Annotated in this window: 25 protein-coding genes and 1 pseudogene; 16 read left to right on the top strand and 10 right to left on the bottom strand. The window is 38.1% G+C overall.

The genetic code is table 11. The annotated features are described in order from the left end of the window. Window positions 1-155 precede the first annotated feature (155 nt). From Q4489_RS12990 to Q4489_RS12965, 6 genes are all read left to right on the top strand, one after another. Window positions 156-1,412: an alpha/beta hydrolase-fold protein gene (locus tag Q4489_RS12990; protein ID WP_303481055.1), complete on the top strand. Its 1,257-nt coding sequence runs from the start codon at window positions 156-158 to the stop codon at window positions 1,410-1,412. A 205-nt stretch (window positions 1,413-1,617) separates the two neighbouring features. Further along, window positions 1,618-1,953 (top strand): zinc ribbon domain-containing protein YjdM, encoded by a 336-nt coding sequence (locus Q4489_RS12985; RefSeq protein ID WP_303481054.1) that lies wholly within the window; start codon window positions 1,618-1,620, stop codon window positions 1,951-1,953. 259 nt (window positions 1,954-2,212) lie between these two features. Continuing rightward, a complete protein-coding gene (locus Q4489_RS12980) occupies window positions 2,213-2,398 on the top strand; it encodes a helix-turn-helix transcriptional regulator (RefSeq protein WP_303481053.1) in 186 nt (61 codons plus the stop codon). 251 nt (window positions 2,399-2,649) lie between these two features. Further along, window positions 2,650-2,955 (top strand): DUF2007 domain-containing protein, encoded by a 306-nt coding sequence (locus Q4489_RS12975; protein WP_303481051.1) that lies wholly within the window; start codon window positions 2,650-2,652, stop codon window positions 2,953-2,955. A gap of 47 nt (window positions 2,956-3,002) precedes the next feature. Further along, window positions 3,003-3,314: a hypothetical protein gene (locus Q4489_RS12970; protein ID WP_303481049.1), complete on the top strand. Its 312-nt coding sequence runs from the start codon at window positions 3,003-3,005 to the stop codon at window positions 3,312-3,314. A 30-nt stretch (window positions 3,315-3,344) separates the two neighbouring features. After that, the gene (locus Q4489_RS12965; protein ID WP_303481047.1) at window positions 3,345-3,827 is read left to right on the top strand and encodes an N-acetyltransferase; all 483 of its coding nucleotides are present in this window, start codon (window positions 3,345-3,347) and stop codon (window positions 3,825-3,827) included. Here the strand turns inward: Q4489_RS12965 and Q4489_RS12960 are convergent. The 4 genes from Q4489_RS12960 to Q4489_RS12945 form a co-directional block, all read right to left on the bottom strand. Then, complete coding sequence (locus tag Q4489_RS12960) at window positions 3,824-4,420, bottom strand: class GN sortase (protein WP_303481034.1); 597 nt, start codon at window positions 4,418-4,420, stop codon at window positions 3,824-3,826. The two genes, Q4489_RS12965 and Q4489_RS12960, sit on opposite strands and share 4 nt — an antisense overlap. Next, a complete protein-coding gene (locus Q4489_RS12955; RefSeq protein ID WP_303481032.1) occupies window positions 4,417-6,507 on the bottom strand; it encodes a marine proteobacterial sortase target protein in 2,091 nt (696 codons plus the stop codon). Before Q4489_RS12955 ends, Q4489_RS12960 begins: the two co-directional genes overlap by 4 nt. Window positions 6,508-6,704: 197 nt before the next feature. Next, a complete protein-coding gene (locus Q4489_RS12950; protein ID WP_303481030.1) occupies window positions 6,705-8,735 on the bottom strand; it encodes a TonB-dependent receptor in 2,031 nt (676 codons plus the stop codon). A 575-nt stretch (window positions 8,736-9,310) separates the two neighbouring features. Further along, on the bottom strand, window positions 9,311-9,808 hold the full coding sequence (locus Q4489_RS12945) for a carboxymuconolactone decarboxylase family protein (RefSeq protein WP_303481029.1): 498 nt from the start codon (window positions 9,806-9,808) through the stop codon (window positions 9,311-9,313). Between the two features lie 127 nt (window positions 9,809-9,935). On the opposite strand from Q4489_RS12945, the gene Q4489_RS12940 reads away from it, so the two are divergent. Both Q4489_RS12940 and Q4489_RS12935 read left to right on the top strand, forming a co-directional pair. Further along, the gene (locus Q4489_RS12940; protein ID WP_303481027.1) at window positions 9,936-10,811 is read left to right on the top strand and encodes a helix-turn-helix domain-containing protein; all 876 of its coding nucleotides are present in this window, start codon (window positions 9,936-9,938) and stop codon (window positions 10,809-10,811) included. A gap of 161 nt (window positions 10,812-10,972) precedes the next feature. Next, window positions 10,973-11,659: a glucosaminidase domain-containing protein gene (locus Q4489_RS12935; protein WP_303481025.1), complete on the top strand. Its 687-nt coding sequence runs from the start codon at window positions 10,973-10,975 to the stop codon at window positions 11,657-11,659. Between the two features lie 120 nt (window positions 11,660-11,779). On the opposite strand, the gene Q4489_RS12930 is transcribed toward Q4489_RS12935, so the two are convergent. Beyond that, window positions 11,780-13,273, bottom strand: a complete 1,494-nt coding sequence (locus Q4489_RS12930; RefSeq protein WP_303481092.1) for a S10 family peptidase — start codon at window positions 13,271-13,273, stop codon at window positions 11,780-11,782. 239 nt (window positions 13,274-13,512) lie between these two features. Between Q4489_RS12930 and Q4489_RS12925 the strand changes: the two genes are divergently transcribed. After that, window positions 13,513-13,860: a Fis family transcriptional regulator gene (locus tag Q4489_RS12925; protein WP_303481023.1), complete on the top strand. Its 348-nt coding sequence runs from the start codon at window positions 13,513-13,515 to the stop codon at window positions 13,858-13,860. 48 nt (window positions 13,861-13,908) lie between these two features. Continuing rightward, window positions 13,909-14,313 carry a DUF1801 domain-containing protein gene (locus Q4489_RS12920; protein WP_303481090.1) on the top strand — a complete coding sequence of 135 codons (405 nt, stop codon included), beginning with the start codon at window positions 13,909-13,911 and terminating at the stop codon, window positions 14,311-14,313. 106 nt (window positions 14,314-14,419) lie between these two features. Here the strand turns inward: Q4489_RS12920 and Q4489_RS12915 are convergent, their stop codons facing one another. The 3 genes and pseudogenes from Q4489_RS12915 to Q4489_RS12905 form a co-directional block, all read right to left on the bottom strand. Beyond that, complete coding sequence (locus Q4489_RS12915) at window positions 14,420-15,319, bottom strand: DMT family transporter (RefSeq protein WP_303481021.1); 900 nt, start codon at window positions 15,317-15,319, stop codon at window positions 14,420-14,422. 149 nt (window positions 15,320-15,468) lie between these two features. After that, on the bottom strand, window positions 15,469-15,801 hold the full coding sequence (locus tag Q4489_RS12910) for a methyl-accepting chemotaxis protein (protein WP_303481088.1): 333 nt from the start codon (window positions 15,799-15,801) through the stop codon (window positions 15,469-15,471). 324 nt (window positions 15,802-16,125) lie between these two features. Then, window positions 16,126-17,226 (bottom strand): annotated as a pseudogene (locus tag Q4489_RS12905) (PAS domain-containing protein); the annotation flags it as partial. Between the two features lie 243 nt (window positions 17,227-17,469). Between Q4489_RS12905 and Q4489_RS12900 the strand changes: the two are divergent. From Q4489_RS12900 to Q4489_RS12885, 4 genes are all read left to right on the top strand, one after another. Further along, entirely contained in the window at window positions 17,470-17,847 is a 378-nt protein-coding gene (locus Q4489_RS12900) for a PadR family transcriptional regulator (RefSeq protein WP_303481019.1), read from the top strand. Between the two features lies 1 nt (window position 17,848). Beyond that, on the top strand, window positions 17,849-18,406 hold the full coding sequence (locus Q4489_RS12895; RefSeq protein ID WP_303481017.1) for a hypothetical protein: 558 nt from the start codon (window positions 17,849-17,851) through the stop codon (window positions 18,404-18,406). Window positions 18,407-18,526: 120 nt separating this feature from the next. Next, window positions 18,527-19,699: a metallophosphoesterase gene (locus Q4489_RS12890; RefSeq protein ID WP_303481016.1), complete on the top strand. Its 1,173-nt coding sequence runs from the start codon at window positions 18,527-18,529 to the stop codon at window positions 19,697-19,699. Between the two features lie 137 nt (window positions 19,700-19,836). Next, a complete protein-coding gene (locus Q4489_RS12885; protein WP_303481015.1) occupies window positions 19,837-20,142 on the top strand; it encodes a hypothetical protein in 306 nt (101 codons plus the stop codon). Here the strand turns inward: Q4489_RS12885 and Q4489_RS12880 are convergent. Both Q4489_RS12880 and Q4489_RS12875 read right to left on the bottom strand, forming a co-directional pair. Next, window positions 20,139-20,894: a DUF3307 domain-containing protein gene (locus Q4489_RS12880; RefSeq protein WP_303481014.1), complete on the bottom strand. Its 756-nt coding sequence runs from the start codon at window positions 20,892-20,894 to the stop codon at window positions 20,139-20,141. The two genes, Q4489_RS12885 and Q4489_RS12880, sit on opposite strands and share 4 nt — an antisense overlap. Continuing rightward, window positions 20,894-21,532, bottom strand: coding sequence for a hypothetical protein (locus Q4489_RS12875; protein ID WP_303481011.1), 639 nt, complete (start codon window positions 21,530-21,532; stop codon window positions 20,894-20,896). Before Q4489_RS12875 ends, Q4489_RS12880 begins: the two co-directional genes overlap by 1 nt. A 208-nt stretch (window positions 21,533-21,740) precedes the next feature. Here Q4489_RS12875 and Q4489_RS12870 point away from each other — a divergent pair, with 208 nt between their 5' ends. Together Q4489_RS12870 and Q4489_RS12865 are read left to right on the top strand one after the other, a co-directional pair. Then, on the top strand, window positions 21,741-22,904 hold the full coding sequence (locus Q4489_RS12870; RefSeq protein WP_303481009.1) for an efflux RND transporter periplasmic adaptor subunit: 1,164 nt from the start codon (window positions 21,741-21,743) through the stop codon (window positions 22,902-22,904). Between the two features lie 12 nt (window positions 22,905-22,916). After that, a complete protein-coding gene (locus Q4489_RS12865) occupies window positions 22,917-26,030 on the top strand; it encodes an efflux RND transporter permease subunit (RefSeq protein ID WP_303481007.1) in 3,114 nt (1,037 codons plus the stop codon). The last annotated feature ends 21 nt before the right edge of the window (window positions 26,031-26,051 follow it).

The raw sequence follows: 26,051 nt of genomic DNA, 5'->3' as shown, positions 1-26,051 counted from the left end.
TATCGTTGTTATATAAATTACAATAATCGTTAATCTATTGAATTTTAAGGATTCAGCGAAAAATCAGCAATTTTTCATTGTCGCCTCAGGTAATCCAAACCTGTTTTTGTCATATTTTCCTTGTTCAATAATCAATGAATAATAATGAGGAAATAATGAAAATAAGTTCTAAGGTTCATGCGTTAATCGTGACGTGTTTATTATCTGTTGCGACTAGCGCAAATAGTAATACTACAACCGGAATGCCCCTTACTTATGGGAATACGTTAAATTTTAAGTCTGACATTATCGAGGAAAAAATTCCTTTAAATATATACCTGCCAGCAAACTTTGACACAGTATCAAAAGAGTTTCGTTATCCGGTTATTTTTATTAATGGTTCACATGGTAATCGTTTTTTCCATACGTTAACAGGAGTTGTGAAACACTTAGTTAGTGTTGATCGTATGCCAGATAGCATTGTTGTTAGTTTAAATTACAGCGGGCATTTTCCTGATACTTATACCAATGGTATGTGGCCCAAGCGTGAGGTTATATCTGGTTACGGTGATGCAAAGAAATACCAAGCAATGTTAGAACAAGAATTATTTCCATACCTTGAAAAACATTATCGCGCAATGAATAAACGCTCGATTATCGGTGTGTCTGGTTCATCACTATTTCCTTTGTATAGTATAGATAGTAACCCCGCGCTTTTTGATAATTATATTTTTCTTGCTGCGAGTGACATGTTAGGTATGAGTTTTAATGAAGAAACTAAACGCCCGTTTAGTGAAACGATACCTAAACAGTTAGTAAATGAACTTACTGGGCTGGTTCTCTTTGCCGTAGCTGATGATGATTTAGCAGGAAAACCTGATTACATTAATAACAATAAAGCCGTGTTAGAAAGCTATCAAAAACTTCCCAATAAGCAAGGTAAATTGATAACACACGTGTTTGATAATGAACGCCATTATGATGCATTTATCAAAACATTGTTATTAGCTTTTGACACGTTATACCCTGAAAGCCTTTGGGCACCAAAATACCGTGAACTTGTTGCTCAAAAAGGTGATGCGCTAACCAACATCGACAACTATTATCAAAAGATAAGTCAGCATACTGGTTTTTCTGTGTTACCAAATCCTATGCGCTGGAACAGCGTTAACTCATTGCAATTTATTGTTCGTCATTTAATCGAGTTAGAAAGGCTTGATGAAGCTCAAAGCGTTGCCCTTCGATTGGTAGAGTACACACCTGAACAAGTAGAAAGTTATTTAGCTTTAGCGCAAGTATATGAAAAGTTAAATAAGTTAACGCTAGCTTTAGACACATTAGCCACAGCGAAAGTCATTGCGAACAACACTGAACACTGGCAACTTGAAGATATTATTCAATCTATTGCGCGATTAACTGCGTTACAACATTAAATGCTTAGTTTATTTCTATAAGAGTGAATAGACTCGAGCAGTTAATAGCTTCAGAAAATACCTCGTTCTCAACGGGTGGGCATTTTTTCAGTTGCCGACCAGTTCAGTATTAAAGTAGAAGTAAAACAAAGGAGTAAGTCAGATCTCGCATAGAATCCTGATATCTATTAAAATACTTTTTTTTCTATTGATAAAGCGATGATTTATGTCTTTTCCTCCTTGTCCAAGTTGTTCCTCAGAATATGTTTATCAAGATCAAAATCATTTAATTTGCCCTGAATGTGCCTACGAATGGAACCCTGATGAACAAGCCCAAGAAAATGCCGTCGTGGTAAAAGATGCTAATGGCGCCTTGTTAAATGAAGGTGATAAGGTTACAGCGATAAAAGATCTAAAAATAAAAGGTAGTTCGCAAGTGATTAAAATTGGCACAAAAGCCACCATTAAACAGATAAAAGATGCGAAAGATCATCAATTAGACTGTAAGGTTGACGGAGCCGGCGAGATGATGATTACAGCTAAGTTTGTTAAAAAGGCATAGGGTCTGTTGACCTTTCGAGATTAAATTTAGTTGAACCCAAAGGGCAGCGGTAAGTGTTAATAACGAGGTTGTTCAATATTTCTGGCGAGAGATGTGTAGATGTGTTAATTGTTTTTAGCGTGCTTTATTTTAAACCTTGATTATGTGAGCATTGTACATTCACGACGCAGTGATGACGTTAAGATGTCGTACAGATGACGTATCAATTAAAAGGCTTTCCTTCGATAATTATTTCAATATTTAGCGCGGAGGAAAAGTAATGGAAATGAAACTAGATAACGTAAAACTAAAACAATACAGAGAAGCAAAAGCTTGGAGTCAATCTCATCTTGCTGAGGTTAGTGGTATTAGTTTAAGAACAATTCAGCGTATTGAAAAATCAGGAGTAGCCTCACCTGAGTCAGTTAAATCTTTATGTGCTACTTTTGATGTTCAATTAAATTAACTGTTAATGTGCAATGAACATCAAGAGCAAGTAATACCATTTTCTTTAGCTACAATAAAACATAAAGTGGCTAAAACGGATATAAAAGCAACGCTTGTTTCATTTTGTATTGCGTTTATTATAGCCTTTGTATTAACGATGTAGGCGTCTAAAAATTCTGTTGATATCGCTTTGAGTTATACGATGTATCAATGTAGTAGGTATTAAATGCATTATGGCTGCTGACAATAAAGTTTAAAGAGTCATCTATCATGAAAATGGTCTATACCAATGAACATAGTTTCCTTGTCAACAGAATGAAAGATCTGATCAGAGCTGAAGGTATTGCGGTATTTTTAAAAAATGAATATGCACAAGGTGCGATGGGAGAGATCGCACCTTTAGATTGCTGGCCTGAAGTGTGGGTCGTTAATGATCAAGATATAACACGAGCAGCTAGTATTGTGAAAGCGGCTAAACAAAACACTCATGCCGATGATTGGATTTGTAATCATTGCACTGAGAAAAATGATGCATCGTTTGATATTTGTTGGAATTGCCAACAAGAAAGTTTATAACACAATGAGCTTAACAAACAATAATAATGGTTATGTAGGTAGGGGAAATGAAGTCTCTTAATTTCAAAGAAAAAATGGTGGTTTGTATCTGCTGGCTGATCACTTTATTCATGTGTAGTTCTGGGGGATATAAGTTTACTCAGGAAAGTTTATCTGCGCTGGAGTTAGTGAATATTATCGGTGTTAGTTTAATATTTTTTGGTATCAGCTTAGCACCAAAAATGTTTTTTACGCCAATAAAGCAGTTGTTTTCTACTACCTATAAATTAGACACCTTGGTGAATGATAAACTACAGCAAAGCATTGTTATTAGTGGTTTTTTAATTTCAATGTTTGCATTGTTAGCTGAGGTGATGTGATCAATACGTTATCTTTATTAAAAGACACAGGTGGTTGTTTTATCACTATGGAGCATTTGGGTGATTGAGGCGTTAGTACCAAGTAATGAACTTGTTGCTCAGAAAATTCATCGTGTTTTTCAACGCTCATATCAGGTAGAGGCGCAATTAATTGGCGTAAGTGACTTCCCGCCATTGCAACGTTCTATTGAAGATTTTACCCATTCTACAACGTTATTTTTTGGCTTTATTGAGAATAAAGGCCTTGCGGCTGTTATTGAAGTTAGCTTTGCTAATAAACATTTGGCCATTGAGAGTTTAGTGGTTGATCCTGATCATTTTAGAAAAGGCATCGCCGGTAAATTACTGACATTCATTCTAAAGCATGACAATTACCACACGGCAAGTGTCGAAACCGCCGTTGTTAATGTTCCTGCGATTACGTTATATCAAAAATATGGTTTTGTCGTACAAGAGTGTTTTACTCCATCACATGGTATCGAAAAAGTTTCCATGGCGTTAGCAAGACCTTAAACACCCGATTGGTTATTATCTCGCTTTTGTAACGTTGCTTGTATGACATAACGCCATTGAGTATCAGGTGATAATGAATCAAACGGGTAGCAAGTAATTAAGGTCAAGGTGTCGTTGCTGGTTGATGCGGTAACGCTCATGTCTTTTTCGTGTACGATGCTAATATCAATAATTTGATAGGTGAACTGCCCCTTGAGTGTTTCTACCGTTAAGTTATCTTCGAAAGTAAGCTGTTCAAGTTGTGCAAAATGGGTATCACGATGACCAGCAATTACGGTGTTTCCTGCCTTTCCTGGTAGTGGTGTGCTGCTCATATGTCCAGGACCAAAAGCAAGCGTTCTTCCCGTAATACCTGCTAATAAATAATAACTATGACTTTTTAGTGATATTTTAGCGACCGGGTAGGTATCTGCCCATGACCAGGGTGGCTGTTGTTTACCTGTTGAAAGCGTTGCTGTCCATGCGTTTTCGATTAACCATTGTGCAACTATTGCTTTAGCGTGTATATACATACTTGACCCAAAAAGTAATGCGCTTATAAAGCAACAAGTAATCACGATTGCTTTAGGTTTATTAACGGTTAACGATTTCATTGGCGCTTTTTATTTAGCAAGTTGACACCCAGTGCAAGTATTAAAAAGAATAAGGCTATCAATGCTTGTAATGAAGCGGGTGTTGCTGTTTGTGGTAGCATACCTTGTTGGCCTTTAGGTCGTTGATTTTTGATGGCGCTATCTATGCTTTTTGCTTTTGCTGATGGCGTCATGTCTACCGCGATTAAACTTGTCATTTCACTGACAAGGTGATGTTCCATCGCAATCGCTAAAATTTGTTTATTGATAGTGGTTGCATCTTGTCCTTTGTATTTTTCTCTGGAGAGATGAGCAATTTTTCGACGTGCCCATAAGGTAGATAAACCTGACTGTTGCCCACTGTGTTGTAACGCAAGCGTTTGCTGCCAGTCTTGTTGACGTAACTTACCTGAAATGAGCATTTGCTCTGGCGCTTGCTTGCTAAAGTAGCTAAGCATTATTGGCTCACCTTGATATAAGTCGGGTAATTGACGAGGGTACATGTCTACCTCTTGATTCAGTTGAGCTGTAAGGTTAGCTAACACTGGCTGTTTAAGTTTGCCAAACAATTGCTGCATTTTAGTTTGTACTGTGTCAACAGAGCTTACATAGGTATAAGTGCCTTTACCCATCAAGGCGGCTTCGGTCATAAAGTAACTGTTGGGTGCTGACCCTATTCCCACAGTGAAAAGCCGACTTTGATTTAAATGCTTGTTGATATAGCTAAATAATTCAGCTTCATTACCAACTGCGCCATCGGTAATAAACACAACTTGCCTTATGTGGGTTGGGTTTGGCGTTTGATGACCTAATGATAGCTGCAGAGCTGAGAGTATTTCGGTGCCACCATTAGCGTTTAATTGATCTATATACTTTCTGGCAGTACTTTTATTGGCATTATTGGCAGGCATCGATTGTTGAAATACTTTATTGGCGGTACTGTTAAATGCAATGACATTAAACGTATCAGTGCTTGATAGATCTGAAATAGCCCAGGCAAGAGCGTTTTTAGCTTGCTTCATTGAAGTACCTGCCATAGAGCCTGAGGTGTCTATTACGAAAACAACGTCTCGATTTAGCGGTGTAGTTTTGTTGGTAAGTTGTGGCGGCATTAACATTATCATACCGTAATGACCATTTTCTGTTGCTTGGCTAAAATGCGCTGCTGTTGGTTGATTGGTAGGTTTTGCTTGCCACTGAAGTACGAAATCTTGGTTGGCTATCATATCTTGTTCCAATTGCACATTATATTGGCCAGTTGCCATTTTATTTGTAATGATGGGATGTTGTTCGCTTTCAATTTTTTCAAGTTCAAAACCGCTATTGAGTGTGATGTTCATTGCAAGTTTATGCATGGGTGGTGCACCTTCTTTCGATGCATCAACAGTATTATTTTCAAAGGTAGGCTGAGTGTTCCCCCAACCATTTTCATCAATTGATTTTTGTTCGCTGCTTAGAGGAGAAGAGGGTAAGTAGCGCTGGGTAATTGTGGTAGGAAATCGCAAGCTAAATAGATTTTTGTCAAACGTTATCGCTTGCTGATATTCAATCGTGACACTTATCGTTTCACCTGGGCCTATATTGGCAACATGATTGGTAAAGAGGTTTGGGCGATTTTGTACTAATAGACTGGCTTTTTTACCGGCAGACTTTGCTTGTTGATATAACTTTCTCGCTTTTTGTTTAGGCTGAATTTTTCCAACGATTGTGCGTTCGCCAATCTTCATCGTTAGGTGGTCAACAGCTGCATTTTCAGGCAATGGAAATGCATAAATCCCGTTGACCCACTCAGTTGTTGAGTTGGTAAATTCTTGCGTAACTATAGCTCGAGCGATAAGTCCTGTCACGGTCATATCCACCTTGGTATCTAATAAAGGTGAAAGTAAATAGCCTTGTTGATTTTCTTGTTGTAGAAAAAAGCTACCTTGTTGTACTTGCCCATATTGCTCTACTTTTACTAGTGGCTTATTAGATGAAACCGTTTTATATGACAGATCAACATTAAATTGGCTCGTGGTCTCGGCATGTTCACTATTAAGAAAAAATGAGACGCTAATCGCTATGGTAAGTATGGCAAGTGTAATAATAATTCGGGTTTGCGTGTTCATGTTGTACTCCATGTTTAATAGGTTGTATTAAACATGAAAGAGATGACTTATTTAGGGGAGAAAAAGGGCAATGTGATGAACAATTATGGCAAAAAAATGCAAGGAAATTCTTGGTTATCGTGGTTTGGGCTTTTCTTCTGAAGTGGTTAATAATGAGGAGCTGGAGTAGTGAGCTACTCCAGCTGATTTGCTAAGTGTTAAAACAAATAGGTAACACTTGCACGTATTGTGCGAGGCTCTATTGGATGATAATGAATATCTTCTTCGCCGGTATCGCTTTCTCCAGGTAATCGACTTTCATATAAATAATCAATATCATGATCATTGCTGTCGAGCAGATTTAATACTGAAATCCCGAATTTCCAATCGTTCAATAAGTATTGTGCATTCATGTTCACAACACTGAATGTGTCTGACTGATTGTGGTTATAACTATCAAGTGTGCGTTTACCAAAATGTCTTAAACGCAAACTTGTGTTGAAGTTGTCATTTATATGCCAATTCAGTCCAACACTCGCAACAAAAGGCAGTGAACCGTCAATATAATTACCTTCACCCACTTCGTCTTCTGTAAAGCGTGATTTTGTCCATGCAAGTTCAATATCTGCCACAATTTCTGACGATAGCCAATATAGTGCAGAAAATTCAGCACCATAACGTTTAGATGCACGGCTAGCTTCTGTATTGCCCGCGTCACCAACAAATACTAATTCAGAGTCGTTTTCTAACCACCAAAGTGAAAGAGATGCGTTGTAGTTTTCATATTCTGCAACTCTTAACCCTACCTCTGCGCCTTGCCCTTGCACCAATAAATCTACGGATTCTGCCGCTTCGTTCGTGACTGGATCAACTTTAATTGTTGCCCCGCGAGCATCGTTGGAATGAAATGATTGCCCCCAATTAGCATAGGTTTGCCATTGTTCATTAAATTGGTAACTCAGGCCAGCCTTGAAATTTGTAATGCTGTCGCTGTTATCGCCACTATTTAGTGTTAAATCACTGTTTACGTCAACATTCATGTAATCATGACGCACGCCAGCATTCACTGATAAATTGTCATTGATATCAGCGTTAACTTGATAAAAGCCGCTAACGGAATACTGTTCAACAGTATCTGTACGTACCGTAGATAACCTTTTTCTGGCATTGGTTTTATAAAGGCCGACTTCGTTAATGTCATCGAATCTAACATCGAGCCCAACACTATGATGTATATGAGCATTACCTTGTTGCTGATTAAAGAGTCTGACTAAACTGGCACCAAATATTTTTCTATCGTCAACTTGTTCAAATTGATCGCCATTATTTTGATCGTCTAGAAAGTAAGTAAAATTAGAATAGAGGTTTAATGAGCTTTCTATGGCGTATGCAGAAGCAGCCCATTGCTGATTACGCCAATTCATCGATAAACTATAGCGATCAGATACACCACCTAAGGTGTCGTCAATTGAGCCTAATTCGTCGATTAACTGACTGTTGACAGCACGAGTGGGGATTTGGTCAGCGGAATTCCAACTATTTTCGTAACCCAAAAATGTCAGGTTTAATGTGCCATCAAGAATGTTTTGTTGGTAACGAAGCATCACATTCTTTTTATTTATGTTTTCATCGATATCAGTCCAAGCGCCATCATATTGTTGCCATTCTGCACCAATAGCAAGGTTACCTTCGGTTGTTTTGATGTTTTGACCAATAACGCCTCGACGGTAGCTATCTTGACCTAATTCTACTTTAGCGAATGGGTTGATAAAATCAGACTTTAATGCAAAATACGCTGAACCCGCGGTAGAAAAGTCGCCTTGCGCTGTTTGATATGGTCCTTTTTGGTAATGAATACTTTCAATGAATTCAGGAGTGATAAAATTTAGATCTGCATAACCTTGGCCATGACCATGTGTGCGCATATTAATAGGCATACCATCAATATAGGTACTAAAATCGGTACCGTGATCTAGGTTAAAGCCTCGTAAGAAGTATTGATTGGCTTTTCCAGAGCCACTATGCTGCGTTACAACCATGCCTGGTACAAACTCTAAAATTTCACCTGAACGTAAAATCGGACGCCGTTCAATATCACCATAGCCAACTAAACCTTCCGAAGCTGACATGGTTTCGCCAATTAAATTGGCTCGCTTACCTAAAACAACAAAATGTTCGAGGCCTGAAACATCTGCTAATGCGTGAGTTGAAAGTGCTATTAAAGAAACAGCAGAGAGTTGTTTTTTCATTTAAGATTACCGCTAGAAAAAGGAAGAATAAATGTGTGATTATTAACGCCTGTTGAACTTCGAGATTAAATTTTGTACGAACCCAAAGGCCAACGTTTTTAGCCCTTATACGTTGTTATTGCCTTTTCATGTGGCATAACCACACATGAATCGCAATGTCTTGTCTGAATAGCAACAAACTGCTGCAAAAACAAACGCGAAAGTTCAAAAGACACTAGTGTGATATTATAATCAAACTATCTAGGATAATTAACTGTTTGACGAGCAACAGCATGTTTTTTGCGTTATTTAACAGATACAAAGATCAAATATTGTTAATTTGATTATATGATGCTGATGTTCAGAAGGTTTTGCTCTTGTAGTACGACCATAGAAAAGTGAGCTGGTATATTCATACTCGATTTATGCTAAATAAGTGGCTATTTTTACGAATGTAAATTTATTAAGTTAGCTATAAAACGTGAATTTCGGAGGTACCTTGCAGAGTCAGCATAAATTAATGTTATAACAGAAAGTTATTCTTACCTAGAAGTGTGCTAGCTAAGCTTAGAACCATTAACTAGCACATAGAGCTGTTAAGTTGATACAGAAGATGAGTGTTGTTCAAATTGACCAACTTGATAACTACCTACATCAGCTCCAAAGGCTAACGTAATTCTATTCCAATTATTGATACTGCAAATCGCGATACATAAATCAACAATGGTTTTATCGTCAAAAAAATTACGCATAGTGTTAAGTAATGCATGGCAATCTTCATGAGGAGCTACTTTAGTAATCGCTTCACACCAGGCTAACGTTGCTCGTTCTTCTTCGGTGTAAAAAGGGGCGCTTTCCCATGCACTAAGCCCAAAGATACGTTGCTCACTTTCTCCGTTAGCCCGTGCATCTTTAGTATGCATATCAATGCAGTACGCGCACTGATTAATTTGCGATACCCGTATTTTTATTAGTTCTAGTAACGTTTTGCTAATACTTGGGCTGACATCTGCCGACGATAGGTATTGCTCTAGCCCAAGTTGTGCAGCAATTGCTTTAGGCGCGATTTGATAATAGTTTAAATGTATAGGCATTGATTTATCCTCTATGTTGTAAAGGTAAAAATCATAGGGTATGAATGAGCATTAAGATTGTAATTTTTCGACATGCTTGAGCGCTTAGTGCTGAATTTGTGTCAATGTTCATCTTTGATATACTGCAGTGACTCAATTTAAAATACCGAATGTTATGGCAACATCTTCTGCGTCTTACTTCCAACGTTATGCCCCTACCGCTAAATTAGCAACGTTAGTGCAATGCTACTGGTATATGGTGCGTAAAGAAGACCACGTAGGCAATGACGATGAGTATATGCATCCAGAAGGTGGCAGCGGTATTATTTTTAATCTGGCAAATCCGATCATGATTGGCGACTTTTTGTTAAAACAAGGTTGCTCCATTATTGGTCCTAATCGTAAATCAGTACATTTTAACGGGTTAGGTAGCGTAGAAGCATTTGGTATTCGTTTTCATCCTGGAGCCGGGCATCAGTTTTTTGGTTTACCGCTGACTGAAATTGAAAGTGTTACGATTCTTCCTGAAGATATTTTATTAGCGAGGCTGTGCGATCAATTAATGAATGAGCTTATGATGAGTTCTTCGGTTGAACAATGGATTGCTGCTATTGAATATCATTTGTTTTCTCACCTTATAACTATGCAAAAGCAAAATAAGTTGTTGTCAGGTCAAATAGATAATCGGTTAGCGTTTGCGATAAATTGGATTGATGCGAATAATGGCTTGAAACCCATTTCTGTGTTAAATGACGCGTTATGTTTAGGTCAACGTCAGCTCGATCGATTGTTTAAACAACATTTAGGATTGGCACCAAAGCAATATAGTCGGCTCAGACAAAATCAATACGCGAGACATTTATTAAAAACGCAATTGTTTGATGTGAGCCTTACCGATATTGGCTACTTGGCAGGATTTTATGATCAAGCACACTTTAATCATCAATTTAGAGATATTCTTGGCATAAGCCCTGGTCAATACAGAAATAAAATCATTGCTAAAAGCCGCATTTCACGCGCCTAATACCCTATAAAGTAAAAAATTCAATTAAATCAGAATGACACATGTTCTAGCGTGTTGCTCTTTTCACTGTATTCAAGTGCTCAGGACTGCTACGCTTACAGAGTACCTGTTTAGTTGGTGAGCGTTTTAAATAATTATTCTAAGCCATATAGGAGTGTTTAATGTTGTTAAAATACCGCGCAACCATGGTTGCTGTTATTACATTATTACTGTGTGTATTGGCAATAATTTTTTATTATAGCCAGCAAAAAGACGAACCATTACCGCCAATGACGGTAAAAGAGAAAAAAGCGAGGTTCATTTCTTTGATTTTACCTGCTGTAGATACTGTTTACGCTAAGTTACAAACGCGTTATGAAACTATTCAAGCGATGATTGAGAAAGGGCAAAATCACGAGCGCATCGATTCTCTTAAAGATGAATATAAAGTTACCTCAGATGAAGAGTTACTGATAGCACTAAAGCCGCACCCAAAAAGTATCGCTATTGCTCAAGCTGCAATGGAAAGTTCATGGGCGACCTCTCGGTTTTTTCGTCAAGCAAATAATGTCTTTGGTGTTTGGTCGTTTAACGACGATGAACCGCGTATCGCTGCGTTGCAAAAACGTGGAGATAAAACCATCTGGGTAAAAAAATATTCGACCATTGAAGATGCCGTTTTTGATTATTATCGTACGTTAGGCAGGGGGCGTGCATTTAGTGAATTTAGACAGTTAAATTACACCTCAGATGACCCATTTAAACTCGTTGCTAAACTTGATAGTTACTCAGAAAAGGGCAGTGAATACGGTGAAGAACTTGCTGAAATTATTGAATATAATAACTTTGACCGCTTTGATGAAAATTAAACAACGTGCTGCACCATGAGTTGTATAGAAACCCTGCAATATAGATATGTGCTTGCTTAAGCGATATTTAGTTATTTATAGAAGGTTAGGGAGGTAAGCTCCCTAACCACAAAATGATATTTATGGCCTTAAATTATACTTAGCCGCTTTATCTTTTGCTGGAATACTATTGTTGATAAATTCACGAACATCTTGATTTGATTGTTTTAAATCGTCATAGCGTAAGTACATCATATGACCACTTCGATAGCCTTTAAACGATAACCTATCTTTCATTTGACCACTTGGGTCTAATTGCCACATGGTGTATTTGGCGTCAAAATAATTTGTTGCACCATCATAATAGCCAGATTGAACCATAACATTCAAATAAGGATTTTGTGCCATTGCTTGACGTAAATTTTCACCGGTATTGTTGTTTGTTCTATCCCATGGATGGACGTCGCCAAACATGGCGTATTTTAAATCGGTTTTATAGCCTAATTCCTCACGCAAATAATAATTTATTGCTGGCGTAAAACTGTGTAACCACGACGTTAACTCAGCACTATAATCAGGACGACTACCACTCGCTTTTTTATCGATACCTAAATAGCGAGAATCTAAACGGCCAATCGTTTGCTTCTTGTCTCGTAATAATGCTTTCCAGAAATAAGATGGGTTGATGTCCATATTGTTGTTGAGCACTTCTTCAACCGTTAAGCCCGAATACTTGGCAACTTGTTGCGCGATGTTTTGTCTATCAGTTGCGTCGATAAAACCACCTTTTGCGAGTGCTGGTATATATTTATTTATAGTAAATTCTTCAACTTCAGGCAAAAGCTCAAGTAAGTCTTTTTGTTGTAACTCATTTGATAATGCTTTGTGGTACCAAGCTGCAGCGGCAAAGTAGGGTAAACGGTTTGCTGCTTTAACTGGGCCGTCGCGTTTGATACCAATACCCGTTGGAGACACTAAAATTACGCCATTTAAATACATCCATTGGCGATTTTGTAATTCAAGCGCTAACCCTGATACACGTGTGGTTCCGTAACTTTCACCAATGAGATATTTAGGTGAACGCCAACGGTTATTACGACTAACGAACGTTTCAACCCATTGTGCTAAATATTTTATGTCTGCATTGACACCAAAAAACATTGATTTTTGTTTGTCGCGGCTTGGTAATTTACCTTCAGCGTTCGGTAACACGCGAGAAAACCCAGTATTAACAGGGTTTACAAACACAATGTCGGCAACATCTAATACAGAATACGGGTTAGTTTTCACACCATAAGGCTGCAGAGGATAACCTTCGTTATCAACATTTAACACCTTTGGACCCGTGTAGGCTACATGCATCCACACAGAGGCTGAGCCAGGGCCCCCATTAAAAGAAATTAACAATGGGCGTGATGCCAGATCTTTTATGTTACTGCGTTGATAATAGGTATAAAACAGACTAGCTGTTGGATTGCCGTCCTTATCCCAAACAGGTTGAGTGCCTGTTGTGGCAGTGTAATCAACTGTTTTTCCTTTGATCTTCGTGGTGTGCTTGGTGACAACTAGGTTGTCAGCTTTAAGTTGAATTTTTGAAGTGTTTTGTGCTTGTACAGGTTGTGCTAAAAATAGTATCAACGACAAAGCTGTTAATAAACGAACGTTCACAATGTATCCTTATTATTTTGATATGATATCAGCATACACAACCACTCATATTTAACTATATTAATTAGTCAAATTGCGCAGTAATTGAGGCGAACAACCGAAAATTTATAAAGAATTTATGGGAAAATTTAAATTAATCATTGAGGCTTTAGGTTGGTGAAGAGAAAGTGTTAATCTAGCTTTCTAAACTCATCAATAGCAAGATTATGCGTAAAATAGATAAAAAAATAGAAAACCAACTCCGCAATTGTTTAACTGATGTGTGCGAAAGGGCGCTAAAAGAAATCACTGGTTTTATGTGGTTAACGCATAAAGTTAATTATGCTAATTTCCCGCAGAGTTTACAGATTATTTGTGTGTTTGATACCAGTGACAACTTGCAAGCTTATCGCGGTTCAGAACAAAGTAAATCACTAGAGTCGCTTATTCACACTGAGCTTATGAATACCGATATTAAGGTAAAAAATATCACTAAACATGTATCTTTCGATACTGAGCAATGGTGTGAGGCTCAACATGGCGGCAATTGGGCGAATAGGTTAACAAAACAGTAATGAGTAGGTGAGTTGATAATGAAGGAAGATTTTATAGGTGCCGCAATGATGGAACAGAAGGTAAAAGATAAATTTGATAGTTATCCTGATGATATTAATGCATTACTTATTGAAATTCGCTCAATGATTTTACAATTGGCATCAACGCACGTTTTAGGGGATGTGACCGAATCACTTAAATGGGGAGAGCCAAGTTATTCAGTGAAATCAGGTAGCCCAATTCGAATGGACTGGAAAGATAAAACGCCGGAGAATTATTATCTTTTTTTCAATTGTAACACTAAATTAATTGCAACGTTTCGCGAACTATATGCCAATGAGCTTGAATTTCAGGGGAATCGCGCCATTGTACTAAAACGTTCATCCCCTTTACCTAAACATGTGCTGTCCCAATGCTTAAGATTAGGTTTAACTTATCAACAGATAAAGCATCTTCCTCTACTTGGACAATAACACTGCTATTTTTTGTTTAATCACAGTATTGTTTTTTAATGCTACTTCGCCTCTTTTATAGATAAGTTAATTACATTAACGGAGTTAAAGCTTAGCAATGACAAGACTAAACTCGTTGCTTCCCATATGTGACAAGAGCTGCACCGCCTAATACTAATATTGAGGCGATAAACAGTTTTACAGTAACGGCGTCATTAACAAACATTACACCTCCGATAGCGGCAACAATCGGTACGAGTAGTTGTATCACACCGGCTTGAATAGAAGTGAAGTAGGGTAATATTTTAAACCAGAGTGCATAACCTATTGCAGAGGTAACAGCCCCCGAACTTATTGCCAACATAACACCTTGAAAACTCATTGATACTTCAGTGGTGAGCAAGAACATAGAAATTAAAATAAGGGGTATCGTGCAAGTAAAGTTTGCCGTTGTATTGTGAATTGGTGCAATGCCATTTAAACCTGATTGCGTATATATTCCCCAAGTTACCCCTGAAATGGTCATCAAAATTAAGCCAATTAATGAGGGTTGTCCTAATTCATCTGCCATTAAATAAACAAAGCCTATGAAGGCAATAAGCAATCCTAACCATTCTAATAATTTAATTTTGTGGCCTTTAATAAAAGAAAATAACACTAAAGTCACTTGAACCGCACCAAAAAGTACAACCGCACCAATGCCTGTTTCTACCGTTAAGTAACCGTAAGAAAGCGTGATCGCGTATAAATACAAACTTACACCACCTAACCAATTATTTTTATTTACGGTCAATGTTGCGGGTTTATGGGTAAAAACGAAAATTAACCATAAGGCGATCACACCAGCAATAAGTCTAATATTGGTATAGCTTGCTGGGTCAATATAGCCTTCTTTTACTGCGAGTCGACATAACACTGAGTTTCCAGCAAAAGCTATTAAGGTTAATAGTGTTAATGTTACTAACGATAACATTGATTTTTGCGGTGAGTGTTTATGTTTTCTTTGTTTGCCGTGGTTGCTATTCATGTAAGAGGCTTTTGGGTGGAGCATATTATCAGCTGGCTATGTTAACGCATATCTTAGCTTCTGTGTAACCAAAAAAAATTACGTTGCCATGTGATATGTAACGTAATTTTCATCTTGGTTGTGATAATAAGATTATGTCAGATGTGATGTTAATTTTTCTTCAATTTAGCTATCTCATCTGATAACTCGTTCACGAGTTGTTGGTTTTTAGCCACAACTTGGTTTATTTCGTCAGCACTGGTACTGGCTTTTTGTGCTAAGTTTCTTACTTCATCCGCAACAACTGAAAACCCTCGACCAGCATCGCCAGCACGTGCAGCTTCAATGGCAGCATTTAACGCAAGTAAATTCGTTTGCTCGGCAATAGCGTTAATGGTCTCTACCATTTTTGAAATGCTATTGCCTGAACTAATTAAACCATTCGTAACATCTTCACTTTTATTGACAACTTGCCGCCTATTGTTCACATCGTTTGCAAACATGACATATTTTCGGATATCACCGTGTACGTCTTTTATAGCGGCAAACGTTGCAGCTAAGCCTATGACTCGGTTACTACCTGATATGGCTAAATCGAATTCTTTAATTATTGTGGTGTCATCAGCAAGCTTGGTTAATTCTTCTAGACTGATTAAAGAATCTAAATTAGCTAGGCTTGCTTGCTCGTTTTCTTTACTGATGTTGGCAAATTTTTGTAGTAAATGATTACTATTGAGCAGGTTTTTATTTGCATCCCACTCAACAAAAAGCAATGACTGACAAATAACATTGAACCGTGTTTCAAATTCTAATGCGCTTGTTTTTACTTTATCAATGTTGGCTAGAATGGCCATAAAGCCCGTATGAATATTGTTTTCGTCTAAAATAGGGTTGCTGGTCACCGAAACCCAACTAGGATTGTCGTATTTATCATGTACCTGAATTTCATCATAAAAGGCATTAGGTGCCTCAAGTTCTGCTGTTATTCGGGAAAGCGTTGATTCGTCAGTATAATTGCCAGTTATTAATTCTTTAACCGTATGACCCAATGCTTCTTGTTCTGAATAGCCTAACATTTGTGTAAAGCCTTCATTTGCATATTTTATTCGCCTGTCTTTGTCTGTAATGAGTACAGCGTTACTGGTTTGATTAGCGACAACAGATAGCATTGAGAATTCTTTTCGCTGTTCAACTTGTGCTGAAATATCACTGGCAAATTTCACTATTTTTATGACATTGCCTGAAGGATCTAATATTGGGTTATAGGTTGCGTGTATCCATACAGGTTCATGATGTTTGGTAAACCGTTGGTATTCTGCCGTTTGAATATTGCCATTGCGTAATGACTCCCAAAACTGGGCGTAACTTGATGAACTTGCTTCGTTCGGATCAACAAAAATACGATGGTGTTTACCCTTGATTTCAGATAGTTGGTAACCCATTAATGATAAAAAATTTTCATTAGCGTCAACAATTTCGCCAGCTAAGGTAAATTCAATAACAGCTTGAGCTTTGTGAATAGCATTAATTTGTGATTGATTACTCGCGTTCTTAATCACTTGTTCAGTAATATCTGACGCAAACTTGATGATTCGCTGCACTTTATTTTGATGAATGATTGGTGTGTATGACGCTTGAATCCACACTTCTTCTTTAGATTTAGTAATACGCTTGAATTGATTTGTTTGTGGCTTTCCTTGTCGTAGCTGTTGCCAAAACTGTTGATACTCATTGCTTTGTGCGGTTTTTTGATCAATAAACATTGAATGGTGTTTACCAATTACTTCCTGTTTTTGATAGCCCATTAGTGATAGAAAGTTATTATTTGCGTTTTTTATCTTTCCTTGTAAATCAAACTCAATTACTGCTTGGCATTTATTAATAGCGGTTACTATATCATCATTATGGTTTTTAAAAATACTTAACACGTTTGGTCACTCAGTCATTCCATTGTGAATATTAGTATAATAAACATTTTAAAATCTGCTACTTAGCAAGTTAATTTTTTCTTTAATTGTTAATCATCGTTTAGTTTCTTGCCTATCAGTACAATTTTTATGAGCTAAAAATATACCTTGTAGTACATAGTATGTGTGTTATAGTTGTATACTATGTACTGCAAGGTGTGATGTTATGCATAATTCATATGCCATGATATGGGAAGGTGAGCTGTGAAAGATACTGGAGATAAAGTGAATGAAAAATGGGATGTTCAGCTGCGTAAAGGTACGCTAGAGCTAGTGATACTTGCGGCACTAAAGGCGCGAGAATTGTACGGATTAGAACTACTTAAACTTTTGCATGGCTATGAAACGATGCAAATAACTGAAGGTACGCTTTATCCATTACTCGATCGTTTAAAGCGCGACGGTGTAATACAGGCTACGTGGCATCAAGAGGGGGAAACACGACCAAGAAAGTATTATCACTTAACGACTCAAGGCGAAGAAAAACTATCTGCATTAGCCAGTCGGTGGCGCCAGTCGGTACAAGATATTGAGTCATTAATTGCACAACCTGCTTCTGTAAATAAAGCGCAAGGAAAATAATATGTCTGAACGAGAATTGATCAACCAATATTTAAAGTCATTATCTATTTATTTATCACGATTAGATAAAAATGACGCAAACGATGTGATCCGAGAAATAGAAAGTCATCTTTACGATGCGCTTGAATTACAACAGCAGCAAGGTAAGCCTTCAAGTGCACAAGCTATTCTTGACGGTTTTGGTGACCCTAGGCTATTAGCGCAGCAATATATTGAACACGTGGTAAATGGTGCGCCACCACCTGAAGGTTTTAACGCGATACAAACAGTAAAGCGGGGCGTGACAAAAAGCTTATTTTATTCAATGGCTTTTGTTGGCTATGGCATTTCACTATTTTTAATTGTTGTCGGCTTATGCAAATTAGTGATGCCTGAAGCGGTTGGCGTTTGGTCAGCTTCGCAAGGAAATAGTATTACTATCACTTTTTCTGAGCATAGTATTCCACAATCAGGAGAGATTTTTGGTTATTGGCTTATTCCCATCGCCTTATTATCAGGTGGATTTATCGCTCGTTTAACCACAAAAATATTAGCAGCGTTAAAACGAATAATCGCGTAACCACTACTTCAAGCGTTATTTATTTATCGATCACAGAGTTATGACTCTGTGATGCGGCTAAGCCGTGTCTAAAATTTACGATTTGAAGATTAAATGTAATCTTCGACAAAAGGAGCTCATATGTTCAACGTATTAAAAACAAATCTTAAACATTTTTTTGTCACCTTTATTCTTGTGTTCTCACTGATTGTAGCGATCGGTATCTATCATGGTGCCGAAGCACACTTTAACGAAAATCGTTTGGCTTACACGCTAGATAAGGAAGGGCCTCATATTTTTATTGATGAGCAAACCTTAACGGTAAATTATGTTAGAGGAAGCAAAGAATCTGGCGGTTTTTATCGTGATAGCCAACAATACTCTGTCAATGAGGATATTAAAGCAATGGCTTATTTCCCTTTAGAACAGCAGGAAATTCCTATCACGATAAACCCTCGTATTGAAGTACCACCATCTACATATCAAGATAACAAACCCATGTTAGCAATTTCAGATATAGAAGGGGGTTATAAGGCGTTTCGTGATTTTTTGCTTGCTCACAATGTTATTGATAGTGCTTTAACATGGCAATTTGGTCAAGGGCATTTAGTGTTGGTTGGCGACTTTGTTGATCGTGGAAACTCAGTAACACAGGTGTTGTGGCTAATTTATAAATTAGAGCAAGAAGCGAAAAAACAAGGGGGCCATGTACACTATATTTTAGGTAATCATGAAATAAAAAACTTACAGGCTAACTTCTATAGTGCATCACAAAAATATCTTTATATTGCAGCCATGTTAGGCAAAACACAGGCAGAGCTTTATGATGATAACTCGTTTATTGGTCAGTGGCTTGCTAGTAAAAATAGCGTAGAAAAAATTAATGGTTACTTGTTTGTACATGGTGGGATACACCCTAAATTGAGTGAGTTTGACTATAGTTTAGAAAAGATAAATCAAATAGTTAGAGCACATTATCGCAAACCATTTTTCACGCGTTTACATGCAACAGATGATGACTTTTTAGTCTCTAATAAAACGGGGCCTTCTTGGTATCGCGGCTATTTCAAAGATGATTTAACCCAGCAAGAAGTGCAGCAAGGATTAGATAAATTTTCAGCAAAAGCTGTGATTGTTGGTCACACTATTCAATGGCAAGTTCAAGAGCTCTATCAAGGCAAAGTTGTTGCTATTGATGTTAGACACCCAAGCGATTATGAAACACATTTTCCACCTAGAAGTTCAGAAGGACTGTTAATCAAAGACAGTTTGTTTTATCGTTTACTAGCTGATGGTAGTAAAAAACAACTTTAGCACAAATGGGAAGTAGAGGGTGTTTTGCACCTGGTTATTTACAACCCAATTAATTGGTTTAACTTATTGTAAAGAATAAATAGGCTACTAGGCATCGTACCTTGTAGTCTTCACGTTAAAATAACTTGAGGGATTTGATGGCAGGTATCACACAAAGAAAGCATTATTGGGCAAATGTATTTCTATGCGGCTCTACCTTTGTAGCACTGCAATTAATAAAGCCTATGATACTGATGACCATTTATCGAGAAGTGTATCAATTTAACCCGACACTTTACACTGACTGGGCCTTGTATAAATTGGTATGGTCAACCATTCAGGCTGGTGCCATGAATGCACAAGTTACAATAGGGATCTTGCTAGGTGAACTCGTGATGTTATTGCCCGTTTACTTATTATATCGTTTTCTTTTTTCTGCTCAGCAACAACAATCAACCGCTTAATTTAGCCATTGATAAACTTCAATGGCATTCCAACCAATTAAAAATGCAATGGCATAACTTAATAACGTACCTAACAACATATATTCTGTGAGTTTCATGTCGTGGCTTTTCGTGAGATCACCAAAGCGAAATATGGTTTTAGTTGCCACTAAAAAACCAATACCAATAAATTGCCCTGTAAACATAAATGAAATTGCTAAACAACGTTCAAGATACCCTATCCAAGCGCCAGCTGAAATAAGCCCTGTGTTATTACTTTCAGCGTTTTTATTGGTTTCTAGTAAGGTTTCCGTATGTCTTTTCAAGGCTAAAGAAATAATGATGGAAGCGGGTTTACACGCTACTAAATAGGCCATAACAATAATAATATTTGCTGCGCTTAATTGTTCTGTAGCAAATTGTAGTAACTGTAATAAAGTGATCTCATTTAAATAAGCTGAGATTAAACCAATAATAGTGAGGTGAATGCCTTGATCAAGTAAAAAATATCCGAGTGTGTTTGGTCGGTATGACTTCCACAGATCAACGATGGCATGAGAAAGCGTAATAACGATAATAGATATAACTGCGGGTATAATCGCTATGTTAAGTATGAAAAGGGTAAGCGCGTTTAATAGCGTATGTACTAAGCAATGTTTTTTTAGTCCTTTAGAGGCGTAATGGTGTTGATTACGACAAGAAATCCACTCTGTGGGTTGTAAATAAAAATCCCCTATAAAGTGGGCCGTAAGTAATAAAAGCAATATTTCCATTATTTAAATTCCTTGAACTGTAAAACCTCTTGATGAATAAACTGCATGTAATCTCTCACAAGGTGCCCGCCAATATTCGCTAAGCGGTTACTAATGTTTTGTCGGGAAGTGTTTGTTATTTTTGCTAGTTTTCTATGTTCAGTGAAGTCACTCTCTATGTATTGATACAATAGAGATGCTTGGGTTTTTGTTAATTTATTGATCAAGTGGCTCAAAAATGTTGTGAGTAACGTTAATTGAGCTGCTGATGCTGTTTGTTCAACACTTAACGATAAATCACCTTTAGGTGTTTTTGCTAACATTCTTCCAGATGCAATATAAACAGGACCTGAAGAAGTATTGGGCTTGTTTTTATAGTTTTCATAGCTGCCGTATGCCAAAGACAGTGTGCATTGTATTGGTTTATCAACGTATTGGGCGATATGCAATGCAAGTTTGATTAACAGGGTACTTTTTAATGCATCAATAGGCTCTGGGTAATGTATTTGGAACTCATCGCCACGATATATTTCACCACTAGCCTGATATTTTTTTTGTGAATCTTGTAGTAAATCGTTTAAATGGTCTACAACTTGAGAATAAGTCGTAGTAGACATTTTACTTGAATTTACTAGGTCACCGGTCAGTACTGCGATCATTTATTACCTCACTATTCGTACAAGGCAACTATATTAAGTTGCATTGTTATTTGCAACTATATTTGATTGCCTGTTGATTTGCAATTAAATATAGTTGCCATTTAAAGCGTTATAAATACAAAACTAAACATTTAAAAGCATAGAAAGTGTTTAGTTTTGCTAAATTTTGTTTTAGAATGATCGTTCATTCTAAGTTTAAGGTAACACCATGCAACGAATTAGAGTTCTTTTTTATATTTTTTCGGTTGTTGTAACAACGGCCCTTTTCACTGGTTGTGGGCAAGATGAACAGGCCAAGTCAAGTGCCGGAACAGCACAAGCAATACCTGTTGGTGTTGTTACCTTGAGCAGTAAAAGTGTCACCCTGACTAAAGAGTTACCTGGTCGTGTTGTGGCTTCGCAAATCGCTGAAATACGTCCGCAAGTTAATGGTATTGTACAAAGCAGACTTTTTACTGAAGGTGCTGAAGTTGAAGAAGGGCAAGCGCTTTATCAAATTGAATCTGCTCTTTTTGAAGCACAAGTTGCCACAAGTGAAGCGGCAATTAAAAAAGCAGAAGCCAATATTGCAAATACTAAAGCAAAATTGCAGCGTTATAAAAACTTGCTAAAGACTAAAGCAGTAAGCCAACAAGAATATGATGAAGCCGATGCTGCGTTCAAAAGCGCTAATGCTGATTTATTAACCACAAAAGCACAACTTAAAACGGCACAAATTAATTTAAATTATAGCAAGGTGTTATCGCCAATTAGTGGTCAGATTGGAAAATCTAATGTAACGGCAGGGGCTTTGGTCAATGCAAATCAATCTGTTGCACTAGCGACGGTAACCCAACTTGACCCTATTTATGTTGATTTAACGCAATCAAGTAACGAGTTAACACGGTTAAAACAAGCGATAGCTAGCGGAAAATTATCACGCGATGCTGATTTGCATTCTTCAGTTGAGTTACTGTTAGAAGACGGTAGTACATATGCGCATACTGGTACGTTAAAGTTTTCAGAAGTAACCGTTGACCCTAGCACTGGCTCTGTATCTTTACGTGCTGAGTTTCCTAACCCAGATAAACTACTCTTACCGGGCATGTACGTACGAGCTGTTATTGTTGAAGGAGTCAAACAAAATGCGATATTGGCACCACAGCGTGGTATTAGCCGAAACGCAAAAGGCCAACCTACAGCATTAGTTGTCAGTAAAGAAAATACCGTTGAGCCTCGCGTGTTAGTGGTTGATAGAACAATGGGGTCGCAATGGTTAGTCAGTGAGGGCTTATCTGACGGTGATAAAGTCATTGTAGAAGGTTTACAGAAAGTACGTAGTGGTGCTCCTGTAACACCCGTTCCAGCACAATCTTCAAACAGCGCACCATAGCGGAGAAGTAATATGTCACGCTTTTTTATCGACAGACCTATTTTTGCATGGGTACTTGCTATTGTGGTTATGCTTGCAGGTATTTTAGCCATTAAAAGTCTACCCATCGCGCAATATCCATCGATAGCACCACCTGCGATCAGCATACAGGCTATTTATCCTGGTGCTTCAGCACGTACTCTGGAAGATACAGTTACCCAAGTTATCGAACAAAAGATGAAAGGCTTAGATGGTTTGTTATATATGTCATCAACCTCAGAGTCTAATGGTGCAGCAACACTTACCTTAACGTTTGATGCTGATACTGACCCAGATATTGCACAAGTCCAAGTGCAAAATAAGTTGTCGTTAGCAACACCTTTGTTACCTGAGGAAGTACAGCGACAAGGTGTAACCGTTGCAAAATCAGCACGAAACTTCTTAATGGTGTTAGGGTTTGTATCTAAAGACGGCAGTATGAATAATATCGACATAGGCGACTATGTGGCATCTAATGTACAAGATATTATTTCACGCGTTAATGGCGTGGGTGAAGTTCAGTTATTTGGCTCTCAATATGCAATGCGTATTTGGCTTCAACCTGAAATGCTGCACAAATATCAATTGACACCAGGAGACATTAGCGCTGCAATTCAAGCGCAAAATGCGCAAGTATCGGCAGGGCAGCTAGGCGCGTTACCTGCGGTTTCTGGTCAGCAGTTAAATGCAACCGTTACGGCGCAAAGCCGCTTACAAACCCCAGAACAGTTTCGTGATATTTTTGTGAAAACCAACGCAGATGGTTCTGTTGTTCGTTTATCAGATGTAGCAACCGTGGAGCTTGGTGGTGAAAACTACGGTGTGGTAGCTCGCTTTAACGGTAATCCCGCAACAGGTTTAGGTATAAAACTTGCCAGTGGTGCCAATGCACTTGATACAGCCCAAGGGGTTAAAGATGCGTTGAACGAGTTAGCACCTTTTTTTCCAGAAGGGTTAGAAAGTGTCATTCCATACGACACCACGCCTTTTGTGTCATTATCGATTGAAAAAGTTGTAAGTACGCTGATTGAGGCGGTGATCTTAGTATTTTTAGTTATGTATCTCTTCCTACAAAACTTTCGTGCAACATTGATCCCAACAATTGCTGTTCCTGTGGTGTTGCTAGGTACCTTTGCTATCTTGCAAGTATTTGGCTACTCGATTAATACCCTAACCATGTTTGCCATGGTGCTTGCGATCGGCTTATTAGTAGACGATGCAATTGTTGTGGTAGAAAACGTAGAACGAGTGATGACAGAAGAAAAGCTGTCACCTCTTGAAGCCACACGAAAGTCAATGGATGAAATTAAAGGAGCATTGGTTGGTATCGCTATGGTTTTATCTGCGGTGTTTATCCCAATGGCCTTTTTTGCTGGTTCTACCGGGGTAATCTATCGACAGTTCTCCATTACGTTAGTGACTGCTATGAGCTTGTCTGTGTTAGTCGCATTAATTCTAACTCCTGCATTGTGTGCAACTATGTTAAAACCTAGTCATGTGCATAATAACTCCTCTTTGATAGGGCGATTTTTCACAGGGTTTAATAGAGGTTTCGATAAAACAAATAATGGTGCACAAGGCTTTGTAGGTCGAATGATCAAACAAAGTAAGCGTTACTTATTGTGCTACGGATTAATTGTTGGCGGCATGATTTATATTTTCTCCCAACTTCCTTCAGCGTTTTTGCCTAATGAAGACCAGGGGATTTTATTTAACCAGGTTAGCTTACCTGCAGGTGCGACGACCGAACAAACTTTAGCAGTGGTTGAAAAAATGGAACGCCACTTTTTAGAAGATCAGTCTGAAGCGGTTAATTCAATTTTTAGTGTTGCAGGGTTTAGCTTTGCTGGCTCTGGTCAAAATGCTGCTATTGGGTTTGTTAACCTTAAACACTGGGATGAGCGTCAACGTCCTGACTTATCTGTTGGTGCGGTGGCAGGAAAAGCCATGGGATACTTCTCTACAATAAAAGAGGCATTTGTTTTTGCATTCCCACCCCCTGCGGTTGTTGAATTAGGAACAGCCAATGGTTTTACTTTGTTTTTGCAAGATCGCGTTGGATTAGGTCATGAAAAATTACTTAATGCAAGAAATATGCTTTTAGGTATGGCCGCAAAAAGCCCAATTTTAGCGGGTGTTCGCCCGAATGGCTTAGAAGACAAACCAGAATTACAACTTGATATAGATTTAGCTAAAGCCCAAGCATTAGGCGTTAAGCAAGCAGATATTAATAATACTTTATCTACTGCGTGGGGTGGTCGTTATGTGAATGACTTTATTGATCGCGGGCGAGTAAAAAAGGTGTATTTACAAGGTGTTGCTGAAGCGCGTATGGTGCCGGAAGATATCAATCAATGGTATGTTCGTAATGACGAAGGTAAAATGGTGCCTTTCACTGCGATAGCACGTTCGTATTGGACTTATGGTTCACCACGATTAGAGCGTTATAACGGACTTTCAGCGATGGAAATACAAGGCTCTGCAGCGCCAGGTTATAGTACTGGCCAGGCAATGGATGAAATCGAACGATTAGTTGAACAATTACCACCTGGTATTGCTTTTGAGTGGACCGGTATTTCATATGAAGAACGTTTAAGTGGCGGGCAAGCTCCGTTGCTCTACGCATTATCGTTATTAGTCGTGTTTTTATGTTTAGCGGCATTATATGAAAGTTGGTCTGTGCCGGCCGCGGTGATGTTAATTGTACCGTTAGGTGTTTTTGGTGCAGCAGTCGCTGCGTTCACAGCTCAGTTATCTAATGATATTTATTTGCAAGTAGGTTTATTGACCACGATTGGGTTAGCATCAAAAAATGCGATTCTCATTGTTGAATTTGCTATTCATAAAATGGATGAAGGTATGCCTCTTGTAGAAGCTGCCATTAATGCTGTTCGATTGCGTTTAAGGCCTATATTGATGACATCTATGGCATTTATATGTGGAGTTTTACCACTGGCAATAGCTTCAAGTGCTGGCTCTGGTGCGCAAAATGCGTTAGGTATTTCTGTCATTGGAGGAACCTTAGCATCATCAATATTAGTTGTTATTTTTGTACCGATGTTCTTTGTATTAGTCAGAAGAGTATTTCCTGGAAAGCATGCAGCGTAGGCTGCATGCAAAATTAAAGTA

The organism is Thalassotalea sp. 1_MG-2023, from assembly GCF_030546745.1.
Lineage (GTDB): Bacteria > Pseudomonadota > Gammaproteobacteria > Enterobacterales > Alteromonadaceae > Thalassotalea_C.
The sequence above is the reverse complement of the archived record's forward strand: the minus strand, read 5'-3'. Positions and strand labels throughout refer to the sequence as shown.